Here is a 21,428-nt window from a genome sequence, read left to right on the forward strand (position 1 = left end):
CTTTTACCTATCGGAGTTTACACTGAAAAAGGACATCGATTGCAAATAACGTAATTCACTTCTCGAAGCTGATGTCTTATTCTTATTTTTTTCGATCTGGATGATAATAAGAAAGAAAGTTCTGGAAAAGTTGTTGTACTAATGAATGATTGGCACTCCAATCAGCTAAAAAACCCATGGTTCTAGCTCTAGAGAGAATCAGTGAGATGTTAGGATATGCCTGCAAAACCCCTAAGGAATCCTCTCGGTTGCCTAAGATTCCTACTTCTAGATCAGACAATATAACTTGTTCTTCTCTACATCCTTGCAATAAAGGATGTGGTTGATCTAGTTGGATCCAATAAGACTGCTCTAGATCAAGTCTATTCTCTTCTACCACTTTACCTGAGATCAGATTAAGTCCTTGGTAATAGCTTCCTGCCTCGTAGCTACGTAGCAGAACCTTTGCTCCTGTGCCTACCGCAAACAGAGGAAGACCGATTCGACTCCAATTTTGCAATCGTTTCGTAAAATCCAATTGTTGGAGTTGTTCCATCATCTGTATATAGGAAAGGCCACCTGGCAGAACTAATACATGTGTCTGTTGAATCTCTTCTCCACTAGCTATCATTTGATAAGGTATTTCTTGCTGCTCTAGCTGCTTTACGATAGGTTCTGTGTTACTGCCTGGCATGGTGATGATCGAGATCATCTTTTGTCACTCCTTAAGATCCACTCAGCCATCTGTACCAACGCTTTTCGGCGATAAGAACAAGCGAGTTTTTGTTCGTGATCTAGTTCTTCCAATACCGTTTCTTTTCCCTCTGGGATAAAGATAGGATCGTACGGATAAGGATGATCTAGAAAGTCTGATAACAAATCCGGATCAAAATGTCCAATTGTACCCACTGTTCTCCCAATAAAGGTATTTTGTTGTCCCTGAAAAGAGACGGCAATCGCACCTTCAAACCAGGCTTTTCTCGATTCATTCACCAAAAGTTTTTGAATCCCTTTGTAGCCGAGTAGCTGAAAAACTCTCTTGGATAATACACCTGGAAACATTGGATAAGCTTCAAAAAAGATCCCTGCATCATCCACCATCACATTTTCTTCTAACTCTATTACTTGCTTTAATTTTTCGTTCGCAATTTCATCCACTGAACCATGATCCGGCTCCCACATGGGATATTTTCCTAATTTCAAATCTATTCCCCATGCCCCTAGTATTTCTTTTGCTTCTAACCATTTTGCTCGATTACTCGTAACAAATGTAAGTTCCATATTATGAATGCCTTCTTTCAAGAATTCCCTACTATAGATGTTTGTGCTATATTCTCATAGATTGGATAGAACTAGTATCGGATACTTTTTATAGAGAGGAATGGAGATATGCCTTACTCTTCCCTAAAAAAATGGATCTTTCGACTAGATCCTGAAAAAGCTCACCATCTTACCATTCAATCCTTAAAATGGATGCAATCTCAAAAAATCATGCGTGATCTTTTCACTAAGCAAACAAAAACTCTAGACGAAAGACTACGAGTACAACTTTTTGGTATCGACTTCGCCAATCCAGTAGGACTCGCAGCTGGTTTTGACAAACATGCCAATGTTTATTCAGGGCTTGCCTCTCTAGGATTTGGTTTTATTGAGGTTGGTACCATAACACCACGCCCACAAGCAGGGAATCCCCAACCACGATTGTTCCGTTCCCCAGCAGATGATGCCGTCATTAATCGTATGGGTTTCAATAACGATGGGGTTGCGGCGGCAAAGAAATCATTTCATAGCCTACCAAGACCCGATGTACCAATCGGAATCAATCTAGGAAAAAATAAAGATACACCGAATGAAGAAGCAAGTAAAGACTACTTGATTGGTTTACGTGAACTCTATTTAGAGGGAGATTATTTTGTTATCAATATTAGCTCTCCCAATACACAAGGATTGCGAGATCTCCAAGAAGAATCTGCACTAAAAGAGCTTTTGGACTCTATTGTATCGCAGAGAGAGAGCCTCGTAAAAGAGACTGGTCGTAAACGTCCTTTGTTCGTCAAACTAGCACCAGATCTCTCAGATGATCAATTAGGAGCAGCGGTCGAGACGATCCTAGCTGCTGGAATAGATGGGATTGTAGCAACCAACACCACGCTTGGACGAGATGGACTCACCGATCCTAATGTAGCTGCAGAAGCAGGTGGTCTCAGTGGAAAGCCAGTTCGAGATAAATCGACAGAAATAATCCGCAAGATTTACCAGATCACTCGAGGTCGTATACCCATTATCGGAGTGGGCGGAATCTTTACTGGAAAAGATGCATGGGACAAAATTCGTGCTGGTGCGGACCTCGTACAAGTATATACTGGTATGATCTATCGTGGACCGTACATTGCGAAATATGTAAATGAAGAGTTGACCAAACTGCTTGACCAACATCAAATCTCATCTATTCGGGAGTTAGTAGGATCAGATGTAACATAACTGGTTATGATTACAAAACAAGACCGTGCATCTTATTGAGCACGGTCTTGTTGTTTTATATATTGAGTGATCGACCTTTCTTTCCAGCCATTCTATCTTGCATCCGAGCAAGGATCATATAGATGATCGGAACAATGAATAGTGTCAATAACGTAGACGAAGCAAGTCCGCCGATTACCACTACTGCTAATCCTTGTGAGATTAACGTTCCTTCTCCACCAAATCCTAATCCAAGTGGAAGGAGCGCACAAATCGTCGCTAATGCCGTCATTAGGATCGGGCGAAGACGAGTACCTGCTGCTTCTAGTAATGCTTCGCGAACGGAGAAACCACGTTCACGTTGTTGTAGTACCCGGTCGATTAAAACAATCGCGTTCGTAACCACAATTCCAATTAACATCAATGCACCAATCATGGAGGATACACTAATCGTTTGACCTGATATCCACAACCCTACTAGACCACCAATTACCGCAAACGGGAGCGAAAAGAGGATCGTAAATGGTGCAGTTGCTTCCCCAAAGGAAATAATCATAACAAGGTAGACTGCGGCAACCGCTACTACCATCGCAACTCCTAATTGACTAAAGCTCTTGTTGATCTCTTGCGAAGTGCCTCCGATCGTGACAGAGACTCCTTCTGGTAATTTTATTGAATCGATTACTTTCTTTACCTCCGTGGATACAGCACTTGTATCTTTTTCGGTAATATCTCCTGAAATATCCACATACAACTGGGAATCTTCTTTTTGAATGGTGACTGGTCCTTTTTCAATTTTCACTTCGGTTAAATCACCTAATTGTACTGTTTCGCCAAGCGGGGTGCTAATTTCTAGTTTCTTTAGCTCTTCTACTGATTTAGCATTCTCTTTTTGAAGTCCTAGTCGTACTTCCTGCGTTTGTACACCTTGCTCTATTTCAAAAACCTTATCTGCTTCTAGTAGATTACGCACAGTACTAGCTACTTGAGCAGCAGATAGCCCATACTTAGCCGCTAGATCGTCTTTCACAGTAACAGTGACGAGGTCTTTTTGTGCACTGAGATTATTCGCTACATTGGTAATCCCTTTGACTGTTTGTAGTTTGGTAGTCAGCTCGTCTGCTGTCTGCTTCATCACCTCTAATGAAGGACCATGAACGATAATCTGAGTTTGACTTGAAGAAACTCCTAGCCCACTCACTTCTTCTACATTTACTTCGCCCTCTTTTTGGAAAGAAGCTAGTTTTTGTCGAAGCGTCGCTAAGAATGAATCGATCTCTGTTGTATCTTTAATGTTGAGGAAAATAGAGGCTTTATTGGTACTTCCAACAGATCCATCAAAGCCAATTTGGTCCCGAGAGCCTCCAATTGTACTAGAGATCGTCTCAATTTCTGGATACTTTTTCAATTCATTTTCTATTCGAGTAGCTAACTCATTGGTTTTGACCAAGTCACTTCCCGATGGAAGTTTAATATTTACCGTTGCTGCTTTTTCCTTCTCTGATGGGATGAAACTTACTCCCACTAGCGGAATGAGGAAGAGGCTTGCTACTAAGAGTACGGAAGAGACAATTAACACGATCGCTTTATGATCCAGTGACCAAGTCAAGGCTTTGCGATACCACCCTGCAGTTCGACTACGGGTATGATCTGCTTTGAGCTTCTTCCCCTTTAAAAGGAATAACTTTGCCAATACTGGGACGATGGTGACTGCAACAAGTAAAGAGCTAATCAACGCTGTCGTTACAGTAATGGCAAACGGCATAAATACTTCTCCGACTACTCCATCCACCATTCCAAGTGGCAAGAATACGGCCACCGTAGTCAATGTAGAGGAGGTGATCGCAGCACCTACTTCTTTGGTTGCTAATTGAATAATCGAGACATCGCGTTGGGGAGTTTTCATCAAGTGGCGATATATATTTTCGATGACTACGATACTATCATCAACAACACGTCCAATCGCAACTGCTAGACCACCCAAAGTCATCATATTTAAAGAAATATCCGCTTGTTTTAAGACAATCAAGGTAATAAAGAGTGAAACAGGAATGGAAACGATCGAGATCAATGTCATCCGCAAGTTCCGTAGGAAAATCAAGATGATAATCGCTGCGAACAAAGCACCTAATAATCCTTCTTTTACCATCGTTTCGATAGATGCTTTTACTGAAATCGATTGATCTAGTAACGTTTCGATTTTTAGATCCGGATTACGCTTTTGCAGATCCTTTACTTTTGCTTGTACCAATTCAGCCATTTGTACAATATTCGCATCTGGATCTTTGATTATCTCCATCTTGACGGATGGTTCCCCATTGGTACGAGTGATGATCGACTGATCTTCTGCAGATTCCTCAACATCTGCCACATCGATCAGTTTGACTGTCTCGATCTCTGCATCTTTCACCTTTGGTTTAGAGGAACTCATACTTTTACTACTTCCTGATGGCATCTTGGAAGAAGAATTAGCAGATGGCTTTGGTAACTTCTTCTGTAGTGCAGCAAGTTGGCTATTTAAATTTTTGATGGTTTCCGATTTTTGTTGAATGGATGCCTGAAGTCCCTTCACCTTTTGAGTTAGGTTAGCAAAATCAGGATCTCCTTCTTCCAAACCTTGAAGCTTTGCCATTGCGTCATTTAATGCAATCTGATCTGCTAAAAGACCAGCTTGGGTTACTTGAGCTAGTTGTAAAATTTGAACTTGAGCTTGTAAGAGACCAACACCTTGTCCTACTGTACCAAGCCCCTGGCCAAGTGTTCCCATCGCTTTACTCAGACTACCAATGGCATTACCCATCCCCTCAAATCCATCGCCAATCTGAGTAAAGGCATCTTCTAGTCCAGCCGTTTGACTTGGATATATGACTAACTCATAATTACGTAGATCTTCGATATTCCGTATTTTTTGCTCTACTCGTACTGGCAGGTTAGTTTGACTTTGATTCAAGCTCCCTACTGGATATGATATATTGGCAGTTTGCAAAGCTTGTTGAACTTGTTGATATGTTAAGTTTTTCTTTTTTAACTTATCAGGATTAAGTCGGACAAAGATCGGCTTCGTTCCTTCCCCTTTCACTTGAACTTGACCTACTCCGTCGACTGATTCTAGTTCCCCTTTCATCTGATCTTGGATTTGTCTCTCTAACTCCGCTACATTTTTCTTGGAACTAGTTACGACATACTGAAGGGCAGGAAGAGTATTAAAACCATAAGCATTAATCGTTGGTTTCAGTACTTGCTCTGGAAGATTCAGACCTTCGAGGGCTTCTTTCATCTCTTGTTGTGCTTTTTCAAGATCTACATCAAAATCATATTGCACCACCACAACAGAAGTATTTTCGGCTGAGATGGAGTTGGTCTTTTGTACATTCTTTAGCCCTTTAAGTGCTTTTTCTACCGGCTGAGTGACCTTTTGGTCAATATCTTGCGGTGATGCACCTGGGTACGGTGTGATTGCTACTAATACCGGAAAATCAATATCTGGCATCGCTTCCATCTTCAATTGAGTAGAGGAATAGATTCCTCCCCCTACTACCAACAAAACAAGAATTAGGATAGCAGCTATGTTTCGTAGTGAGAATCGAGTCAACCAGCTCAAATGTGTCCTTGCCTCCTTAAATAGATCTCCCAAAGAACTTTACTTCATTATTTTACTTAATGAAGTATTCAATCTACCTTCTAGGAAATTATCTATGTTCCAGCTTATTGTACTCAAGAGTCAAAAAGACCGTCAATTTCCAAAAAGTGACCATTTTGTGTTGGGAAACCAAACAAGATTTTTCAAAATGCCATTTACTCCTAGATATCGTTACTGCATCTTAAGAAAATGTTAAGTTCCCTATCAGAAAAGCTTTTGATTTTCTCCTTACAATAGGATTACATTCCCTAAGGAGAAAAGAAGACCTATCCGCTTTTTCTTGCCTACCCATTTTTGATTTCTTTTCCTATGATTGGTAGTAACCAGATGAGAACACATTCATGATGTTAAAAAAGTTGGGTCTTCTTAACATTCCTAGCACAAATCTGTGTTTGTCGACAATCGAAAGGAGACAGGCAACAATATGCTAGACCTTTTGCAACAGTGGGTAGGTGAGTATGGTTACTTTGCACTCTTTTTTCTATTATGGCTAGGAATTGTGGGGCTTCCGATTCCAGATGAAGGGATTGTACTAAGTGGTGGAGCCATTGCTGGTTTAGGGATTCTCCATCCCATTCCCTCTTTCATTTTCACTTATTTAGGTGTAGTCTCTGGTCTCTCCATTGGTTATGTATTAGGGAGATTTCTTCAACGGTATTCCGAGCGAATCCAAAAGGGAAAAGAAGGCTATTTGACAAAAGCGCAAACTCTCGTAGACCGCTATGGAACTTGGGGTTTGTCAATCAGTTATCTTTTTCCTGTCGTGCGACATCTTGTTCCTTATCTAGTCGGGGCGGGCAATATGCCATTTCGCACCTATGCCGCCTTTTCTTATACGGCCGGTTTCATTTGGACTTTGCTCTTCTTTGGGCTTGGTTATTTTTTGGGAGAGCAGAGCGAACGCTGGACTCAGTGGATCGCTTCTTATGGTACCGAAATTGGACTTGGCGTAGTGGCAATCGTGCTGACTTTCCTAGCAATGAAGTATCGCTTTAGAAGGTCAGTGAAAGGAGAACGGGAACTTGACAAATAACACCACTATATTATTGGTTGATGACGAGGTCGAGATTCGACAGTTAGTCGCAATCTATCTACAAAATGAAGGGTATCGGCTCTTAGAAGCATCCAATGGGGTAGAAGCGTTGGAATGGGTGCAAAAAGAGGAGATTGATCTAGTGGTATTAGATTTGATGATGCCTCTCAAAGATGGGATTACCACCTGTCAAGAAATCCGGCAAACCCATACCATGCCAATCATTATGCTAACTGCTAAAACAGAAGAAATCCACAAAATCCAAGGACTGTCAATTGGAGCAGATGATTATATTACGAAGCCCTTTCATCCTTTAGAGCTAGTAGCTAGGATAAAATCCCAGCTTCGCCGTTATCAAACATATGGCACCAAACCAGGGAATCTCTCCGAGTTGGTACTCGGCGAATTAACTGTTTATCTCGATCAACATGAAGTGTATAGAGGGCAACAGAAAATCGATCTGTCTCCTAAAGAGTTTGCCATTTTGACTTTATTAGCAGAAAACCCCGGAAAAGTTTATAGCTTAGAAAAAATCTATGAAAAAGTTTGGAAAGAGGACTTTATACCTTCTTATAACACTGTAATGGTTCACATACGAAAACTGCGCGAAAAAATCGAACCTGATCCTAAAAAACCAATCTATATCCAAACAGTATGGGGTGTTGGATATAAGCTAGGAATCACCCCCCCTAAAAGGAGCTGAACATATGATTCGCTGGTTTGAATATATGGAGCGGATTATTCGTAGTAGTCTCCAGATTCAACTATTCTTTCTTTTTATACTAGGTCTCTACTTTATTAACTCTGCTCACCACCCTGGTAGTAGCTTCATCATTCTCATAATCTTTTTAGGGGTACTCTTTTCTCTTGTCCAGGCCAAAACAAGACAACTTCGCGAAATGACCAAGGCAGCGAAACAGATCGCCAAAGGGGACCTTACTTTTCGTGTTCAGGCAAATAGTCTAGATGAAGTAGGACAGTTAGCCGAGCAAATCAATATCATGGCGGCTCAATTACAACAAAAGATCGAGGCAGAGCGACAGAACGAGCAGATGAAGAATGATCTCATCACCAACATCTCGCACGATCTGCGGACCCCTCTCACCTCGATCATCGGCTATTTACATCTATTACAAGAACAAGCAACAGAGCTATCGGAAGAAAACAAAAAACATCTTGCAGTCGTTTACCAAAAATCTAAACATCTCCAAGAGTTAATCGAAAATCTGTTTGAATTTACCAAATACACACATCATGATGTTGTACTGCAACATGAATTGATGGAGATGAATCATTTTATAGCACAATTAGTAGATGAATCTTATCCAATACTTGTAGAGGAAAACTGCCAACTAATAGAACACTACCACCCTACACCTTGCTATATGATGGCAGATCCATCCATGATTGTTCGTTTATTGGAAAACCTCATACAAAACGCTGTTCGCTATAGTGATTCCCCCAAAAAAGTTACCATTCGAGTTTGGCAAGAAACAGAGCACGTCTTGATCTCATTTCGAAACCCAGCAAAAAAAGTAACGCCAGAACAAGCCACACAGTTATTTGAACGATTCTATCGTTTGGACACTTCTCGCTCCAGTAAAGGGTCGGGAATTGGGCTCGCCATTGTAAAAAGTATTACCGACCTCCACCAAGGTAAAATATCCGCAAAGGTAGAAAGTGGAGACATCCTTTTCACCATCTCTTTCCCTTCTGTTACATCTGGGACGTCTCCCTCTGTTGGATGACCTGAATAGGATTACCAGCTACAAATGCTCCAGCTGGTACATCCTTGGTTACCACAGAGCCCGCACCTATCACGGCACGATCTCCAATCCGAATACCCGGTAGGATCGTTGTATTGGCTCCGATCATTACCTCGTCTCCTATCACAACCTCCCCTACTCGATATTCATCTATTAGATATTCATGCGTCAAAATCGTCGTGTTGTAGCCAATAATACTGTTCTTTCCTACTCGAATCTTCTCGGGAAATAACAAATCTACCATTACATAAAAAGCAAATGCAGTCTTCTCTCCGATTTCCATTCCCAAAAATTGACGATAAAGAGCATTTTTCCAAGAGAAGACAGGAACATATCGCGCAATCCAAGCAACCAATACATTTCGAAGTACTTTCCAAAAGGATACTGTTTGGTAAAGTTGCCATAGAGAATTACTACCATTTACTTGATAGCGTTCTGTCCGTCTCATTGGCCTGCTTCCCCTAAAACCACGTTCCGTAACTCCAACATATCTTCTATCCAATAACTTGGAGATTCCTTACGCAGTTCCTCTGGATGCAAACTCCATCCCACTGCCACTTGATCCACTCCAGCCAATTTTCCAGCAATCATATCATATTTGGTATCTCCTACCATCAGGGCTTCTGAAGCATGAATATCCAGCTCCTTCAATGCCAACTGCAACATATCTGGCTTTGGTTTGGCAGGAATCCCCTCTCCTGCACAAACGATACTACTCATCCATTGATCCAATCCATAAAGTTTTAGCCCCATCTCTACTACTTTCCGTCGCTTATTACTCACAACAGCAAGTATAACCCCTTCTTGATAGAGATCATGGAGCACTTCTCGTACCCGTGGAAAGTCTCTTACTAATTCGTCGTGTTTTTCAACATTATAAGTTTGATAGGTTCGCACCATCTCTTCGGCTTGTTTGGTATCAAAGATTTGCATCTGTTCTAACAAAGGTTTACCCATGATCGCGAGTACATCTTCACGTGAATACTTTCTAGGAGTATGTTGATCCAAAGTATGTAAAAATGACGAGACAATCAGTTCATTTGTATCAATCAAAGTTCCATCTAAATCAAATAAAACCGCTTGGTAACGTTTCACGATCGAACCCTCCAAATTAATCTATACTAAATAGAGTTTATGCCATCATTTCTGCAAGTTTAAAACATGCCCTTTTGATATACGACTAGGAACGATGAAACATTGCAATCAGCCATCGCTCCCTAGATCAAGATTTTTTCCGTTATCATTTTGGATTAGATTTTAAAAAAGCTGAGCGATAATGTTCTATCCTACTCAGCTTCCTTGCTTTTATTTTCGTTTCTTTTTCTCTTTCTTCTTCCCGCTTTTCTTTGGTTGATCCTTCACAGATCCTTGCTTGTTGATCGGATATTGTACAGTAGGAAAATCTTGATAAGACTCCGTGGCAAGCCCTTTTCCTCGACGAATCAAGATCAACAAAATTCCCAATAAAACCAATAAAAGGCTCATCAACTGGGCAATTCGTACATTTCCATAAGACATTGAACCCGGCTCAAATAAGAGGCTCATTGGCGACCAGATAACATCCATGAGGGAGACGAGCCAGTTTGACCCATCAAACGCAAGGCTATCGGTTCTGAGTCCTTCAATATAGAAACGTCCCAATGAATACCAGATGAGGTAGGTGAACAAAATTTCTCCCCGTCTTGGGTTCCAATATCTCATCCCAACCAATATCAAAAACCCTGCCAAATTCCAAAGAGATTCATATAAAAAGGTAGGATGGTACGTTACACCCGCAATATTCATATTATCTAAAATCCAGTTCGGAATATGTAGACCCTCTAAAGTCGCCCTCGATACAGGTCCACCATGTGCTTCTTGATTAATAAAGTTACCCCATCTTCCAATCGCTTGCCCCAGCAAGACACTTGGAATAATTAGATCAGCAAGCGCAAGGAACGGTAGTTTGTGTTTCCGGATAAAAAAGTAGGCTGCTATGAATGCACCAATTAAACCTCCATGAATTGCAAGACCCCCAAGCCACACAGCTGGGATCTCTGCTGGATGCATCGAGTAATAGTCCCATTGAAATATAACAAAATAGATTCGTGCTCCTACGATGGCAGCAGGTAAAATCCACAATACCAAATCTAGTACAAGATCCGGATTAAGTCCCCGACGTTTTGCTTCACGGGTTGCTAAATAGACTCCAAGTAAGGCAGCTGTTCCCATAATAATTCCATACCAGTGAATATGAAGAGGTCCTATTGAAAAAGCGACTTTATCGATCATCTTTGCTACTCCTTTACTACCAGCTAAATCTCTGACTGTTTGAACCTATTGTAGCTTACTTTCTACTAGATGAAAAACAGAACAAAACAGTTTCCTACTTTTCCGATAGCCAAAAAGAATGGCAAGTCTACTAGTAATTAATGAAAAATTCTGATATAATTCATCAAAAATTACGTTTTTATCACTACATCAGGAAGGACAGTGAGGATATTCTCATGGTTGAACTCCAAACCCAAACAAAAACGACTCTTTATGAGTGCATGGAATGTGGACAAAAAAATACAGTGACTGTTCAAGATCGTTATGGATTCTGTAAGACGCAAGGCTGTTTAAACCGTGACCTTATCCAATATGTTTTTTATCCTAGTTGGATCAAACCAAAGATTTGTCGGGCCGGGCGAAATGTAATGATGTTACGATAAAACCACCTCTATGATTTTAACGAGGTGGTTTTCTTATCGTGCCTTTTATTCTAGATCCTCCGATTCGATGGTATCTCCCAACTTTTTAACAAACTGCTCAGCTGCGTTATGACCTAGTTGCTTCATTCTCATATTCATCGCCGCTACTTCAATGATAATCGCTAGGTTTCGTCCTGGACGAACAGGTACCGTAATCTGTGGCAATTCCTGTTCTAATATACGAATTTTCTCTTCGTCCAAGCCTAACCGATCGTACTGACGGTCTGGTTGCCAGTTTTCCAAGCGAATTACAAAAGAAATACGCTTCTGGTTTCGAACTGCTCCTGCTCCAAATAACGTCATCACATTAATAATCCCCAAACCCCGAATCTCCAACAAATAGCGGATTAAATCTGGGGAAGTGCCTGATAAGTGATTGCCTTCTGTAAGTGTGATTTCTACTGCATCATCTGCAACCAATCGATGCCCTCTTTTCACCAATTCAAGTGCAGTTTCACTTTTTCCAATTCCGCTATCTCCCATCAGGACTACACCCATCCCATAAACATCTACTAAAACACCATGAATAGTGGTCGTAGGAGCGAAACAGTCTTCTAAGAAATTGGTCAACTTACTGGTAAACGATGTTGTTTTCATATCCGTACGCAATACGGGTATTCCATTTTTCTTGGCTGCTGCAATTAGCTCATCTGGTACAGGTAAGTCTCGGGTGATACAAATACAAGGTATATCTGGATGACAAAATTTCTCGAGACGGTCAGTCCGTTCTTCGTCTGGTAGGTTCTTAATAAACATCAGCTCCGACCTGCCTAGCAGTTGAAGGCGTTCAGTCGGATGGTATGTAAAAAAACCGGCAAGCTCTAACCCAGGTCGATATAAGTCGCTAACGTGAATGATATGGGAGAGATATTCTTCGCCACAAATCAACTCGAGTTTAAATTTTTTCTGGATATCATGTACTGTTACTTTTCTTGCCACGAAAAAACCTCCTTGTACGAGGACATATAAAGGAGGGGAATCAAACCCTCCCCTCATCCTCCATCAGTATTTTATTCTACTTATTTTTAAGAAAAGAATTTAAAACCACGGTGACAATTGATACAATGAGCGAGGCGTATAGAGCTGGTAGAAAGCCATCAACTTCTACTGCATCAATAAAGTAGCTTGTTAGCATGAACAATAGTGCATTGATTACAAATGTAAAGAGGCCTAGCGTTAAAAGTCTAATAGGTAAGGCGAAAAACTTGACAATAGGTTTGATTACGATGTTAATTACTCCGAAAACGACTGCAAACAGGATAGCGCCTGTAAAGTTTTCTACTTGGATTCCTGGAATATAATGAGAGATGATAAGTACAGTTATCGCGGTAACTAAGATCCGGATTATTGGGCGTAAAATAAACAAGTAATCCACTCCTTATTTTGATTGATGTACAAAAAAAGATTCATACTATCTGTATTATATCTTTTTCCTAAATGAATCACGTAATAACGTGCATTCTTTTACAAAAGAGCGACACGCTAAAGACTAAAGGTGAGGTGACCACGTTGAAATTAGGCATGATCGGACTTGGAAAAATGGGCTATAATTTGGCACTCAATCTTTTAGACCACCAGCATCAAGTGGTTACATATGATGTACATCCAGAACCTGTCCAAGATTTAGAGAAAAAAGGTGCAACCCCAGCTTACACTATTCAGGAAGTAGTTAGCCAACTTGAAGCTCCTCGCACCATTTGGATGATGGTGCCTGCTGGAAAAATTGTGGATAATGTAATCCTCGACATCGTTCCACATTTAGAAAAAGGTGATCTACTCATTGATGGCGGAAATTCTCATTATAAAGATACCCTTCGCCGTCAGACGGAACTAGCCGAACACGGAATATCCTATATGGATGTTGGAACTTCTGGTGGTACTGAAGGAGCACGTCATGGTGGCTGCTTTATGATTGGTGCAGATAAAGAATCATTTGCGCGTGTAGAAGAAATGATCCGCGATCTTTCTGTAGAAAATGGTTATCTATATGCTGGACCAACTGGCAGTGGGCATTTCCTCAAAATGGTTCACAATGGAATCGAATATGGTATGATGCAAGCGATTGGAGAGGGCTTTGAAGTATTAGACAAGAGTCCTTTTGACTATGATTTTGAACAGGTCGCTCGAGTCTGGGCAAACGGCTCCGTAATCCGTAGCTGGCTGATGGATTTAACTCAAAATGCGTTCTCGAAAGATCCGAAGTTAGAAGGAATTCGTGGGATCATGAATGCTTCGGGAGAAGGACAATGGACAGTCGAAGCAGCCCTAGATTTAAAAGCCACTGCTCCTATTATCGCAATGTCTCTCTTTATGCGCTATGCTTCCCAAGAAACCGATACTTTCCATGGAAAAGTAGTTGCAGCACTGCGTAATGAGTTCGGAGGACACGAAGTAATCAAATCGTAAAAGCGCACACAAAAGAAGCTCTTATTGGACAACAGAATCCAAGAGAGCTTCTGTTTTTATTTTTAGCAAAAATTAGTAATTAACATACACATAAGGGTCTTTCATTGGTTCAATCTGCTTAAAGTTGTTTAGTTTGATGATTGGATATGGTATTCCATCTACTACTTCAGTTTCGACACTTCCATCTATCTCAATCCACTGATCATTTCGGAATGTACCTGCTTGATCTGTCTGAATTAAAAAACCCGTCACAACTCCATCTGCCGTACAACACGAAACCATAAAACGCCCAAGAACAAATTCATCCGGCTTGAGAGACTCATCCCGATAAACAAAACCGTGCATTTTCACCTTTTTTCCTTTTAGGCGATCGGGATACATATTAATCGTATTGATAATCTCTACATAATCTTTTTCTGTAAACGTGATAACGGGCTCTTTCGCTAATTTCTCCGCAATCGGAAGATATGGATCCCCCTGATCTTTTGCAATTTCGACAGGTTGTTGCATGGAAGCGATATTCATTCCTTTTTTCTGTACGGAACTAGCATCTAACGTTTTGGGAGCTACAAATAACAGCAGTAGCATCGGGATAATTGCCATTACATATCCCCAAGCTCCAATACGATGCATATCTTGTTTTTTCAGATTCCAAAGTTGTACGACACCCAATACGACTAATAAAACAATACCTACTGCTACCAGCCAGTTTAGCCTTGGACTGATATAAAGGGAAATCTCACCAGTCATCAGTAGCTCGAGCATGAAAAACGCTAATCCAAAACAGATAAAGGTACGAAGCCAAGATTTCATGATATACCCCCCATTACCTTTTTAATAAATAAGTAGCATAATTACAATAGTCAAAAGCGTGGTAGCCGCAAACAGAAAATTGACTATGCTCGCTCGGAAGTTACCTGTCATCATGAGGAAGTTTTTCAGATCCATCATCGGACCATAGACAAGAAACGCAAATAAAGAGGAGTTAGGCAAAACTGTTCGTAACGATGCTGCAATAAAGGCATCGGAAGAGGAACAGATCGATAACAAAAATGCTAACGCAATAACAAAAAGAATAGAGACAAACTCGTTATTGTTCACTTCCTTTAATGCTGCGACGCCAATAAACACTTGGAAGAAGGCAGCGATCATTGCTCCCAGTACAAAGTACTTTGCCGTGTTAAAAAACTCAAAGATAGTATGGAAAAGGGTATGATTCACTTTCTCTGATATTCTTTCATCATGTGAATGAGAGTGATTACAACAATCACCATGTGAAGCATCCGAATGGTGGCTACAGCAAACTTCATTCGAGCTAGTAGATAAATTTTGTTCTGCTGTCGTTTTTCCTTCCATTTGCTTAATTGCTTCGTGTTCTGTTTGCAAAATCCAGCTTAGCTTTCTGCGATGAAAAAATAGATGAAAAAGACATCCAATAATCACTGCAATCAAAGCAGCTAATCCTACCCTTTGTAGAGCAATACTCCACTGGTTCCCAAATGCGACATAGGTGGAGAAAATAGTAATGGGATTCACTACCGGTGCAGATAACAAAAAAGTAATTGCAACAGAAGGTGGCATTCCTTTCTGCATTAACCGTTTGCAAATCGGAACAATCCCACATTCACAGATTGGAAGAAAAAGCCCCAAACCTACTGACATCGGAATAGACAGGACTGGATTACGAGGGATCACTCGATAAATGAAATCCTCACTCACAAATACATGAATCAAACTTGAGACGAGTACCCCTAGCAAAATAAAAGGAAGACCCTCAATAAAGATACTCATAAAAATAGTTGTCATTGTCCGAACTTGGTCACTACTACTAATGGATAAATCACGGGTCCATTCAATCAGTGCCCCGATCGAGGAAAGACCAGTTGTGAGACCATAAATCAACAGGCCCATTACAAGCAAAAGCGCAATCTCAAAATAGTTGTTTCGTACAAAGCGAATCACAGACAGCACCCCTTTCTAGACGCTATAAACGCAGTATTCCTATTTGAACTCTCCTATAAAGAGGATTTTCCAATGAGTATGAAAAGTTCGTTTGCTCTATTCTATCAATATAGACCGGATAAAATACCAATTATTTGTAGATTGGTAGAGAAGAGATGGTTCTTAATTTTCACTGGTAGAATCATGATTCTGTTCGTTCCCTTTCAACCAGATCTTTTTAGTCACAGGTTAAAAAAGAGAATTTCTCTTACGTTTGTATGTAACATAATCTCTTGTTACACTAATCATAATGATTCCTATTTTAATCTTAGGTTCATTCCTATCAAATAATCTTGTATACAAATACATCTTAACACGGAATACAAAGTACTCTCTCATCTAATATGCGTGTTCAAAAAAACATAACAAAAACCCACTTCTCTATAAGAAAAAGTGGGTTTTAGATAAATTAGTTTTCTCCAACCTAAGTTGTTATTTAGTTACCATTAGCTTTTTAAATCCAACAAAGCTATTTCTAGTTTCTAGCTCTTGAAATGAAACATACAAACTTACATGGTGCATTACTTTTTCAGAACATAACCTCACCTATACAAGCAATTCCTCTTTGGTTACAGACGCTTCCATCCGTTTGCGATCTCGTTCAATTAATGGCCTTAGGTATTGCCCTGTATAAGAGCCTTCTACTTCCATTATCTCTTCTGGGGTACCAGTAGCCACAATCAAACCGCCACCTTTACCACCTTCAGGACCTAAATCAATCATATAATCGGCAGTTTTCATCACGTCCAGATTATGTTCAATGACGATTACGGAATCCCCGTTTTCGACCAAGCGATGTAGGACTTTTAACAGACGAGCGATATCATCGATGTGAAGTCCAGTTGTAGGCTCATCTAGGATATACAAAGTACGTCCTGTACTACGTTTGTGTAATTCAGATGCTAATTTTACTCGTTGTGCTTCCCCACCGGATAATGTGGTAGCTGGTTGACCTAGTTTCATATAGCTCAACCCGACATCATAGAGTGTTTGTATCTTACGTTTGATTTTGGGAATATTGGAGAAAAACTCTAGCCCTTCTTCAATCGTCATGTCTAGAACATCCGCTACATTTTTCCCTTTATAGCGAATCTCCAATGTTTCCCGATTGTAGCGTTTTCCTTTACATTGTTCGCAAGGGACATAGACATCTGGCAAGAAGTGCATCTCGATCTTGATGATCCCATCACCACGACACGCTTCACAACGACCGCCCTTTACGTTAAAACTAAAGCGACCTTTTTGATAACCTCTTACTTTCGCTTCCTGTGTTTTGGCAAAGACATCTCGTATATCATCAAAAACACCAGTATAAGTCGCTGGATTACTTCTTGGTGTCCGGCCAATGGGGGACTGATCAATATTGATTACCTTATCAAGATGATCCAAACCTTTAATCTCTTTATGTTTCCCTGGCAATACTTTGGAGCGATGTAATTGACGTGACAGAGATTTGAGTAGAATCTCATTGACTAGTGTACTTTTCCCTGATCCTGAAACACCGGAAACGACCGTAAAGATACCAAGGGGAATGCGCACCGATACATTTCGGAGATTATTCTCACTTGCTTTGATAATCTCCAACCATTTGCCATTCGGTTCTTTTCTCTCCGTTGGTAGAGGGATAAATTTCTTGCCAGATAGATACTGTCCAGTCAATGAATTCGGATTCTCCATCACTTCCTGAGGAGTCCCCGCTGCAATCACTTGTCCTCCATGTGCACCTGCACCAGGACCGATGTCTAAGATGTAATCCGCTGCCATCATAGTATCTTCATCATGCTCTACTACAATCAAGGTATTTCCTAGATCTCTCATCTTCTCTAACGTTTGAATTAATCTTGTATTATCTCGCTGATGGAGACCAATACTTGGCTCATCCAAAATATAGAGCACTCCCATAAGGCTTGAACCGATCTGTGTAGCCAGACGAATACGTTGTGCCTCTCCTCCAGACAATGTGCCAGCTGCTCGATTTAACGTGAGATAGTCTAGTCCCACATTGACCAAAAACCCAAGTCTTGCGCGAATCTCTTTGAGGACTTGTCTTGCGATCTGCTCCTCTTTTTCCGTTAAGCGAATCTGCTCACAAAACTCAAGTGCTTCCGAAATCGACATCTTGGTTACTTGATCGATATTTTTCTCCCCGATAAGCACATGGAGCATCTCTTTTTTGAGCCTAGCACCTTTACATGCAGGACAAGGCTTGATACTCATATAGGTCTCCATTTGCTCTCGAATCATCTCAGAAGCAGTCTCTTTATATCGACGTTCTAGATTGTGGACTACCCCTTCAAATTGTGTGTTGGTATTCCGAGAAAATCCCATATCATTGGTATAGTGAAACGGAAACTTTTCCTTCGATCCATAGAGAATCAAATCTTGCTGTTTTTTGGATAAAGTCTCAAATGGTGCATCATAATCAATCTCAAAATGCTTGCACACAGCCTGAAGAAGCTGTGGATAATAAGTACTTGTAGAAGAAGACCAAGGTTCGATGGCCCCCTTTGCTAAGGAAAGCGTTTCATCTGGAACCATCAGTCCTGGATCAATCTCCATTCGATGACCAATTCCATCACAAGTAGTACAAGCACCAAATGGACTATTAAACGAGAACATACGGGGAGAGAGCTCCGCGATCGAGTAACCACAAATGGGACAGGCAAGATTTTGACTAAAAAAGAGCTCTTCTTCTCCAATTACATCTACGAGAAGTTCCCCACCAGATAGTTTTAAAGCAGTCTCCATCGAATCAGCTAGACGTGTCTCGATTCCTTCTTTTACAACTATTCGATCGACTACCACTTCGATAGTGTGCTTTTTGTTTTTCTCTAGTTGGATTTCATCGTTCAATTCTTGCATCTCGCCATCAATTCGAACTCGCACAAAACCTTGTCTACCAATCTCTTGGAGAAGCTTGACATGTTCTCCTTTTCGCCCTTTCACTACAGGTGCTAGAATCTGTAGCTTACTACGCTCAGGTAATTCTAGTACCCGATCCACCATCTGTTGGATAGTCTGAGATTTGATCTCCGTACCATGTTCAGGACAAAAAGCATGACCGATTCTCGCAAACATAAGCCTCAAGTAATCGTAGATCTCGGTAACTGTTCCGACAGTTGATCTAGGGTTACGACTTGTTGTTTTTTGGTCAATGGAAATAGCCGGTGAGAGACCATCAATCGAGTCTACATCCGGCTTATCCATCTGACCGAGAAATTGCCTAGCATATGCAGAAAGAGACTCCACATAGCGGCGTTGTCCCTCTGCATAGATTGTGTCAAAAGCAAGAGAAGATTTTCCCGAACCACTTAAGCCTGTCACAACGACAAACTGATCCCGTGGAATTGTAACATCAATATTTTTTAGGTTATGAACTCTAGCACCACGTACTACAATATTTTCTTGAGCCATCTTTAAGCTCCCTCTGTTTTGAGTTCCAAAATCAAATCCCGTAACTCCGCTGCACGTTCAAACTGCAAGTCTTTTGCAGCTTGTTTCATCTCTTTCTCCATCTGCGTAATTGTCTTCTGACGCTCTGTTTTGTTCAACTTGTGTAACGGTTTAGTTGTACCATATTTCTCTTTGTCCTCTGCTACTTTGGTTGCTTCGATCACTTTGCGAATTTCTTTGCGAATGGTCTGTGGTGTAATACCATGTTCTGTATTATGACGCTCCTGAATCTCTCGTCGACGATTCGTTTCATCAATCGCAATCTTCATCGACTTGGTGATCTTATCCGCATACATGATCACTTGACCGTTTGCGTTACGAGCAGCACGGCCAATGGTCTGGATCAACGAACGTTCTGCACGCAAAAAGCCTTCTTTGTCCGCATCCAAAATAGCCACCAATGAAACTTCTGGCAAATCTAGCCCTTCTCGTAACAAGTTAATCCCGATCAACACATCAAACTCACCTAAACGTAAATCTCTCAAAATCTCCATTCGCTCGATTGTCTTAATATCAGAGTGGAGATAGCGAACTTTGATTCCAATCTCTTTCAGGTAGTCTGTTAGGTCTTCTGACATTTTTTTTGTTAGAGTGGTTACCAATACACGTTCATCTCGTTCAATCCGTTTATGAATCTCACTGATCAAGTCATCAATCTGCCCTTTGATCGGTCGAACCTGAATTTCTGGGTCTAATAGACCTGTAGGTCGAATAATCTGTTCGATAACATCAGGACTATGTTCTTGTTCAAACACACCTGGGGTTGCTGAAACAAAGACCAACTGATTGATCTTCTTTTCAAACTCTGGAAATTGAAGTGGCCTGTTATCTTTCGCTGATGGAAGACGAAATCCATGTTCAACCAAGACATTTTTACGAGCCTGATCCCCATTATACATACCATGAATCTGGGGAATCGTAACATGGGATTCATCCACCACGATCAAGAAATCATCTGGGAAAAAGTCGATCAATGTATAGGGAGGCTCACCTGGCTTATTACCTACCAAATGCCGTGAGTAGTTCTCAATCCCACTACAAAATCCTACTTCCCGCATCATTTCCATATCATAGCGGGTACGTTGTTCCAAACGTTGTGCCTCTAGCAACTTCCCATTCTCCCGAAATTCTGTCAAACGTTCTTCTAATTCAGCTTCAATGTTTTTTAGGGCACGTTCCATCACTTCTGGACTCGTTACATAGTGAGATGCTGGGAAAATGGCAACGTGTTCCCGATCGCCCAAGATCTCACCCGTCAATACATCAATCTCTCGGATCCGTTCAATTTCATCTCCAAAGAACTCTACTCGCACCGCTTGTTCACTTCGAGAAATAGGAAAAATCTCTACTACATCTCCCCGCACTCGGAATGTACCACGAGTAAAGTTAATATCATTACGCTCATATTGAATATCTACCAAATTACGCAAGATATCATTTCGGTCTTTCTCCATTCCTACACGCAGAGAAAGAACTAGATCCCGATATTCCGACGGTGAACCGAGCCCATAGATACAGGAAACGCTAGATACAATAATGACATCACGTCGCTCAAACAAAGCGCTAGTAGCAGAGTGACGTAATTTATCAATCTCGTCGTTAATGGATGAATCCTTCTCAATAAATGTATCTGTCTGAGGAATGTAAGCTTCTGGTTGGTAGTAATCATAATAACTTACAAAGTATTCCACCGCATTGTTTGGGAAAAACTCCTTTAACTCACCACATAACTGGGCAGCTAATGTCTTGTTATGGGCAATGACCAATGTAGGTTTGTTTACTTCCGCAATGGTATGAGCAATAGTAAAAGTCTTTCCTGTACCAGTCGCACCAAGTAACGTTTGGAATTTCTTCCCTTTCCGTATTCCAGATGTCAGTTTCTCAATCGCCTTTGGTTGGTCTCCTTGTGGCTGATAAGAAGAGACTAGCTGAAATTTCTGTTCCATGGATTGTTCACC

At 40.9% G+C, this 21,428-nt stretch carries 18 protein-coding genes; 6 read left to right on the plus strand and 12 right to left on the minus strand.

Translation table 11 applies throughout. The features are described from left to right. Positions 1-82: 82 nt before the first annotated feature. Positions 83-691, minus strand: coding sequence for a type 1 glutamine amidotransferase family protein (locus VJ09_RS09650; protein ID WP_044641255.1), 609 nt, complete (start codon positions 689-691; stop codon positions 83-85). Beyond that, a complete protein-coding gene (locus tag VJ09_RS09655) occupies positions 688-1,260 on the minus strand; it encodes a non-canonical purine NTP pyrophosphatase (protein ID WP_044641256.1) in 573 nt (190 codons plus the stop codon). Before VJ09_RS09655 ends, VJ09_RS09650 begins: the two co-directional genes overlap by 4 nt. Positions 1,261-1,368: 108 nt before the next feature. Here VJ09_RS09655 and VJ09_RS09660 point away from each other — a divergent pair, with 108 nt between their 5' ends. Then, entirely contained in the window at positions 1,369-2,460 is a 1,092-nt protein-coding gene (locus VJ09_RS09660; RefSeq protein WP_044641257.1) for a quinone-dependent dihydroorotate dehydrogenase, read from the plus strand. Between the two features lie 55 nt (positions 2,461-2,515). Here VJ09_RS09660 and VJ09_RS09665 read toward each other — a convergent pair whose 3' ends face one another. Beyond that, positions 2,516-6,040, minus strand: a complete 3,525-nt coding sequence (locus VJ09_RS09665; protein ID WP_052807319.1) for an efflux RND transporter permease subunit — start codon at positions 6,038-6,040, stop codon at positions 2,516-2,518. A gap of 463 nt (positions 6,041-6,503) precedes the next feature. On the opposite strand from VJ09_RS09665, the gene VJ09_RS09670 reads away from it, so the two are divergent. From VJ09_RS09670 to VJ09_RS09680, 3 genes are read left to right on the plus strand one after another with little or no spacing between them, the layout of a single operon-like run. Further along, positions 6,504-7,112, plus strand: a complete 609-nt coding sequence (locus tag VJ09_RS09670; protein WP_044641258.1) for a DedA family protein — start codon at positions 6,504-6,506, stop codon at positions 7,110-7,112. Then, positions 7,102-7,815, plus strand: a complete 714-nt coding sequence (locus VJ09_RS09675; protein ID WP_044641259.1) for a response regulator transcription factor — start codon at positions 7,102-7,104, stop codon at positions 7,813-7,815. The genes VJ09_RS09670 and VJ09_RS09675 overlap by 11 nt, the downstream gene beginning before the upstream one ends. A 4-nt stretch (positions 7,816-7,819) precedes the next feature. Beyond that, a complete protein-coding gene (locus VJ09_RS09680; RefSeq protein WP_044641260.1) occupies positions 7,820-8,860 on the plus strand; it encodes a HAMP domain-containing sensor histidine kinase in 1,041 nt (346 codons plus the stop codon). Here VJ09_RS09680 and VJ09_RS09685 read toward each other — a convergent pair. From VJ09_RS09685 to lgt, 3 genes are all read right to left on the minus strand, one after another. Further along, the gene (locus VJ09_RS09685; protein ID WP_044641261.1) at positions 8,829-9,326 is read right to left on the minus strand and encodes an acyltransferase; all 498 of its coding nucleotides are present in this window, start codon (positions 9,324-9,326) and stop codon (positions 8,829-8,831) included. The two genes, VJ09_RS09680 and VJ09_RS09685, sit on opposite strands and share 32 nt — an antisense overlap. After that, entirely contained in the window at positions 9,323-9,973 is a 651-nt protein-coding gene (ppaX, locus tag VJ09_RS09690; protein WP_052807320.1) for a pyrophosphatase PpaX, read from the minus strand. The genes VJ09_RS09685 and ppaX overlap by 4 nt, the downstream gene beginning before the upstream one ends. A 210-nt stretch (positions 9,974-10,183) precedes the next feature. Beyond that, positions 10,184-11,149 (minus strand): prolipoprotein diacylglyceryl transferase, encoded by a 966-nt coding sequence (lgt, locus tag VJ09_RS09695; protein ID WP_044641262.1) that lies wholly within the window; start codon positions 11,147-11,149, stop codon positions 10,184-10,186. A gap of 215 nt (positions 11,150-11,364) precedes the next feature. Here lgt and VJ09_RS09700 point away from each other — a divergent pair, with 215 nt between their 5' ends. After that, on the plus strand, positions 11,365-11,571 hold the full coding sequence (locus VJ09_RS09700) for a hypothetical protein (RefSeq protein WP_044641263.1): 207 nt from the start codon (positions 11,365-11,367) through the stop codon (positions 11,569-11,571). A gap of 45 nt (positions 11,572-11,616) precedes the next feature. Here the strand turns inward: VJ09_RS09700 and hprK are convergent, their stop codons facing one another. Beyond that, the gene (hprK, locus tag VJ09_RS09705) at positions 11,617-12,549 is read right to left on the minus strand and encodes an HPr(Ser) kinase/phosphatase (protein ID WP_044641264.1); all 933 of its coding nucleotides are present in this window, start codon (positions 12,547-12,549) and stop codon (positions 11,617-11,619) included. Positions 12,550-12,625: 76 nt separating this feature from the next. Then, positions 12,626-12,976: a phage holin family protein gene (locus VJ09_RS09710; RefSeq protein WP_187118695.1), complete on the minus strand. Its 351-nt coding sequence runs from the start codon at positions 12,974-12,976 to the stop codon at positions 12,626-12,628. A 143-nt stretch (positions 12,977-13,119) separates the two neighbouring features. Here VJ09_RS09710 and gnd point away from each other — a divergent pair, with 143 nt between their 5' ends. Continuing rightward, positions 13,120-14,016, plus strand: coding sequence for a phosphogluconate dehydrogenase (NAD(+)-dependent, decarboxylating) (gnd, locus tag VJ09_RS09715; RefSeq protein WP_044641265.1), 897 nt, complete (start codon positions 13,120-13,122; stop codon positions 14,014-14,016). Between the two features lie 72 nt (positions 14,017-14,088). Here the strand turns inward: gnd and VJ09_RS09720 are convergent, their stop codons facing one another. The 4 genes from VJ09_RS09720 to uvrB all read right to left on the minus strand — a co-directional run bounded on the left by VJ09_RS09720 (position 14,089) and on the right by uvrB (position 21,416). Beyond that, positions 14,089-14,829, minus strand: coding sequence for a TIGR03943 family putative permease subunit (locus VJ09_RS09720; RefSeq protein ID WP_044641266.1), 741 nt, complete (start codon positions 14,827-14,829; stop codon positions 14,089-14,091). A 21-nt stretch (positions 14,830-14,850) separates the two neighbouring features. Beyond that, entirely contained in the window at positions 14,851-15,978 is a 1,128-nt protein-coding gene (locus VJ09_RS09725; protein WP_052807321.1) for a permease, read from the minus strand. Positions 15,979-16,563: 585 nt separating this feature from the next. Next, complete coding sequence (gene uvrA / locus VJ09_RS09730; protein WP_044641267.1) at positions 16,564-19,431, minus strand: excinuclease ABC subunit UvrA; 2,868 nt, start codon at positions 19,429-19,431, stop codon at positions 16,564-16,566. A gap of 2 nt (positions 19,432-19,433) precedes the next feature. After that, a complete protein-coding gene (gene uvrB, locus VJ09_RS09735) occupies positions 19,434-21,416 on the minus strand; it encodes an excinuclease ABC subunit UvrB (RefSeq protein ID WP_044641268.1) in 1,983 nt (660 codons plus the stop codon). Positions 21,417-21,428 lie beyond the last annotated feature (12 nt).

The organism is Risungbinella massiliensis (genome assembly GCF_000942395.1).
GTDB classification, from domain to species: Bacteria; Bacillota; Bacilli; order Thermoactinomycetales; family Thermoactinomycetaceae; genus Risungbinella; species Risungbinella massiliensis.

Bases quoted from the DNA above. Each gene is read 5' to 3' on its own strand.
- VJ09_RS09650 (WP_044641255.1), bottom strand. From the start codon at position 691: ATGATCTCGATCATCACCATGCCAGGCAGTAACACAGAACCTATCGTA.
- VJ09_RS09655 (WP_044641256.1), bottom strand. From the start codon at position 1,260: ATGGAACTTACATTTGTTACGAGTAATCGAGCAAAATGGTTAGAAGCA.
- VJ09_RS09660 (WP_044641257.1), top strand. From the start codon at position 1,369: ATGCCTTACTCTTCCCTAAAAAAATGGATCTTTCGACTAGATCCTGAA.
- VJ09_RS09670 (WP_044641258.1), top strand. From the start codon at position 6,504: ATGCTAGACCTTTTGCAACAGTGGGTAGGTGAGTATGGTTACTTTGCA.
- VJ09_RS09680 (WP_044641260.1), top strand. From the start codon at position 7,820: ATGATTCGCTGGTTTGAATATATGGAGCGGATTATTCGTAGTAGTCTC.
- VJ09_RS09685 (WP_044641261.1), bottom strand. From the start codon at position 9,326: ATGAGACGGACAGAACGCTATCAAGTAAATGGTAGTAATTCTCTATGG.
- lgt (WP_044641262.1), bottom strand. From the start codon at position 11,149: ATGATCGATAAAGTCGCTTTTTCAATAGGACCTCTTCATATTCACTGG.
- VJ09_RS09700 (WP_044641263.1), top strand. From the start codon at position 11,365: ATGGTTGAACTCCAAACCCAAACAAAAACGACTCTTTATGAGTGCATG.
- VJ09_RS09720 (WP_044641266.1), bottom strand. From the start codon at position 14,829: ATGAAATCTTGGCTTCGTACCTTTATCTGTTTTGGATTAGCGTTTTTC.
- uvrA (WP_044641267.1), bottom strand. From the start codon at position 19,431: ATGGCTCAAGAAAATATTGTAGTACGTGGTGCTAGAGTTCATAACCTA.
- uvrB (WP_044641268.1), bottom strand. From the start codon at position 21,416: ATGGAACAGAAATTTCAGCTAGTCTCTTCTTATCAGCCACAAGGAGAC.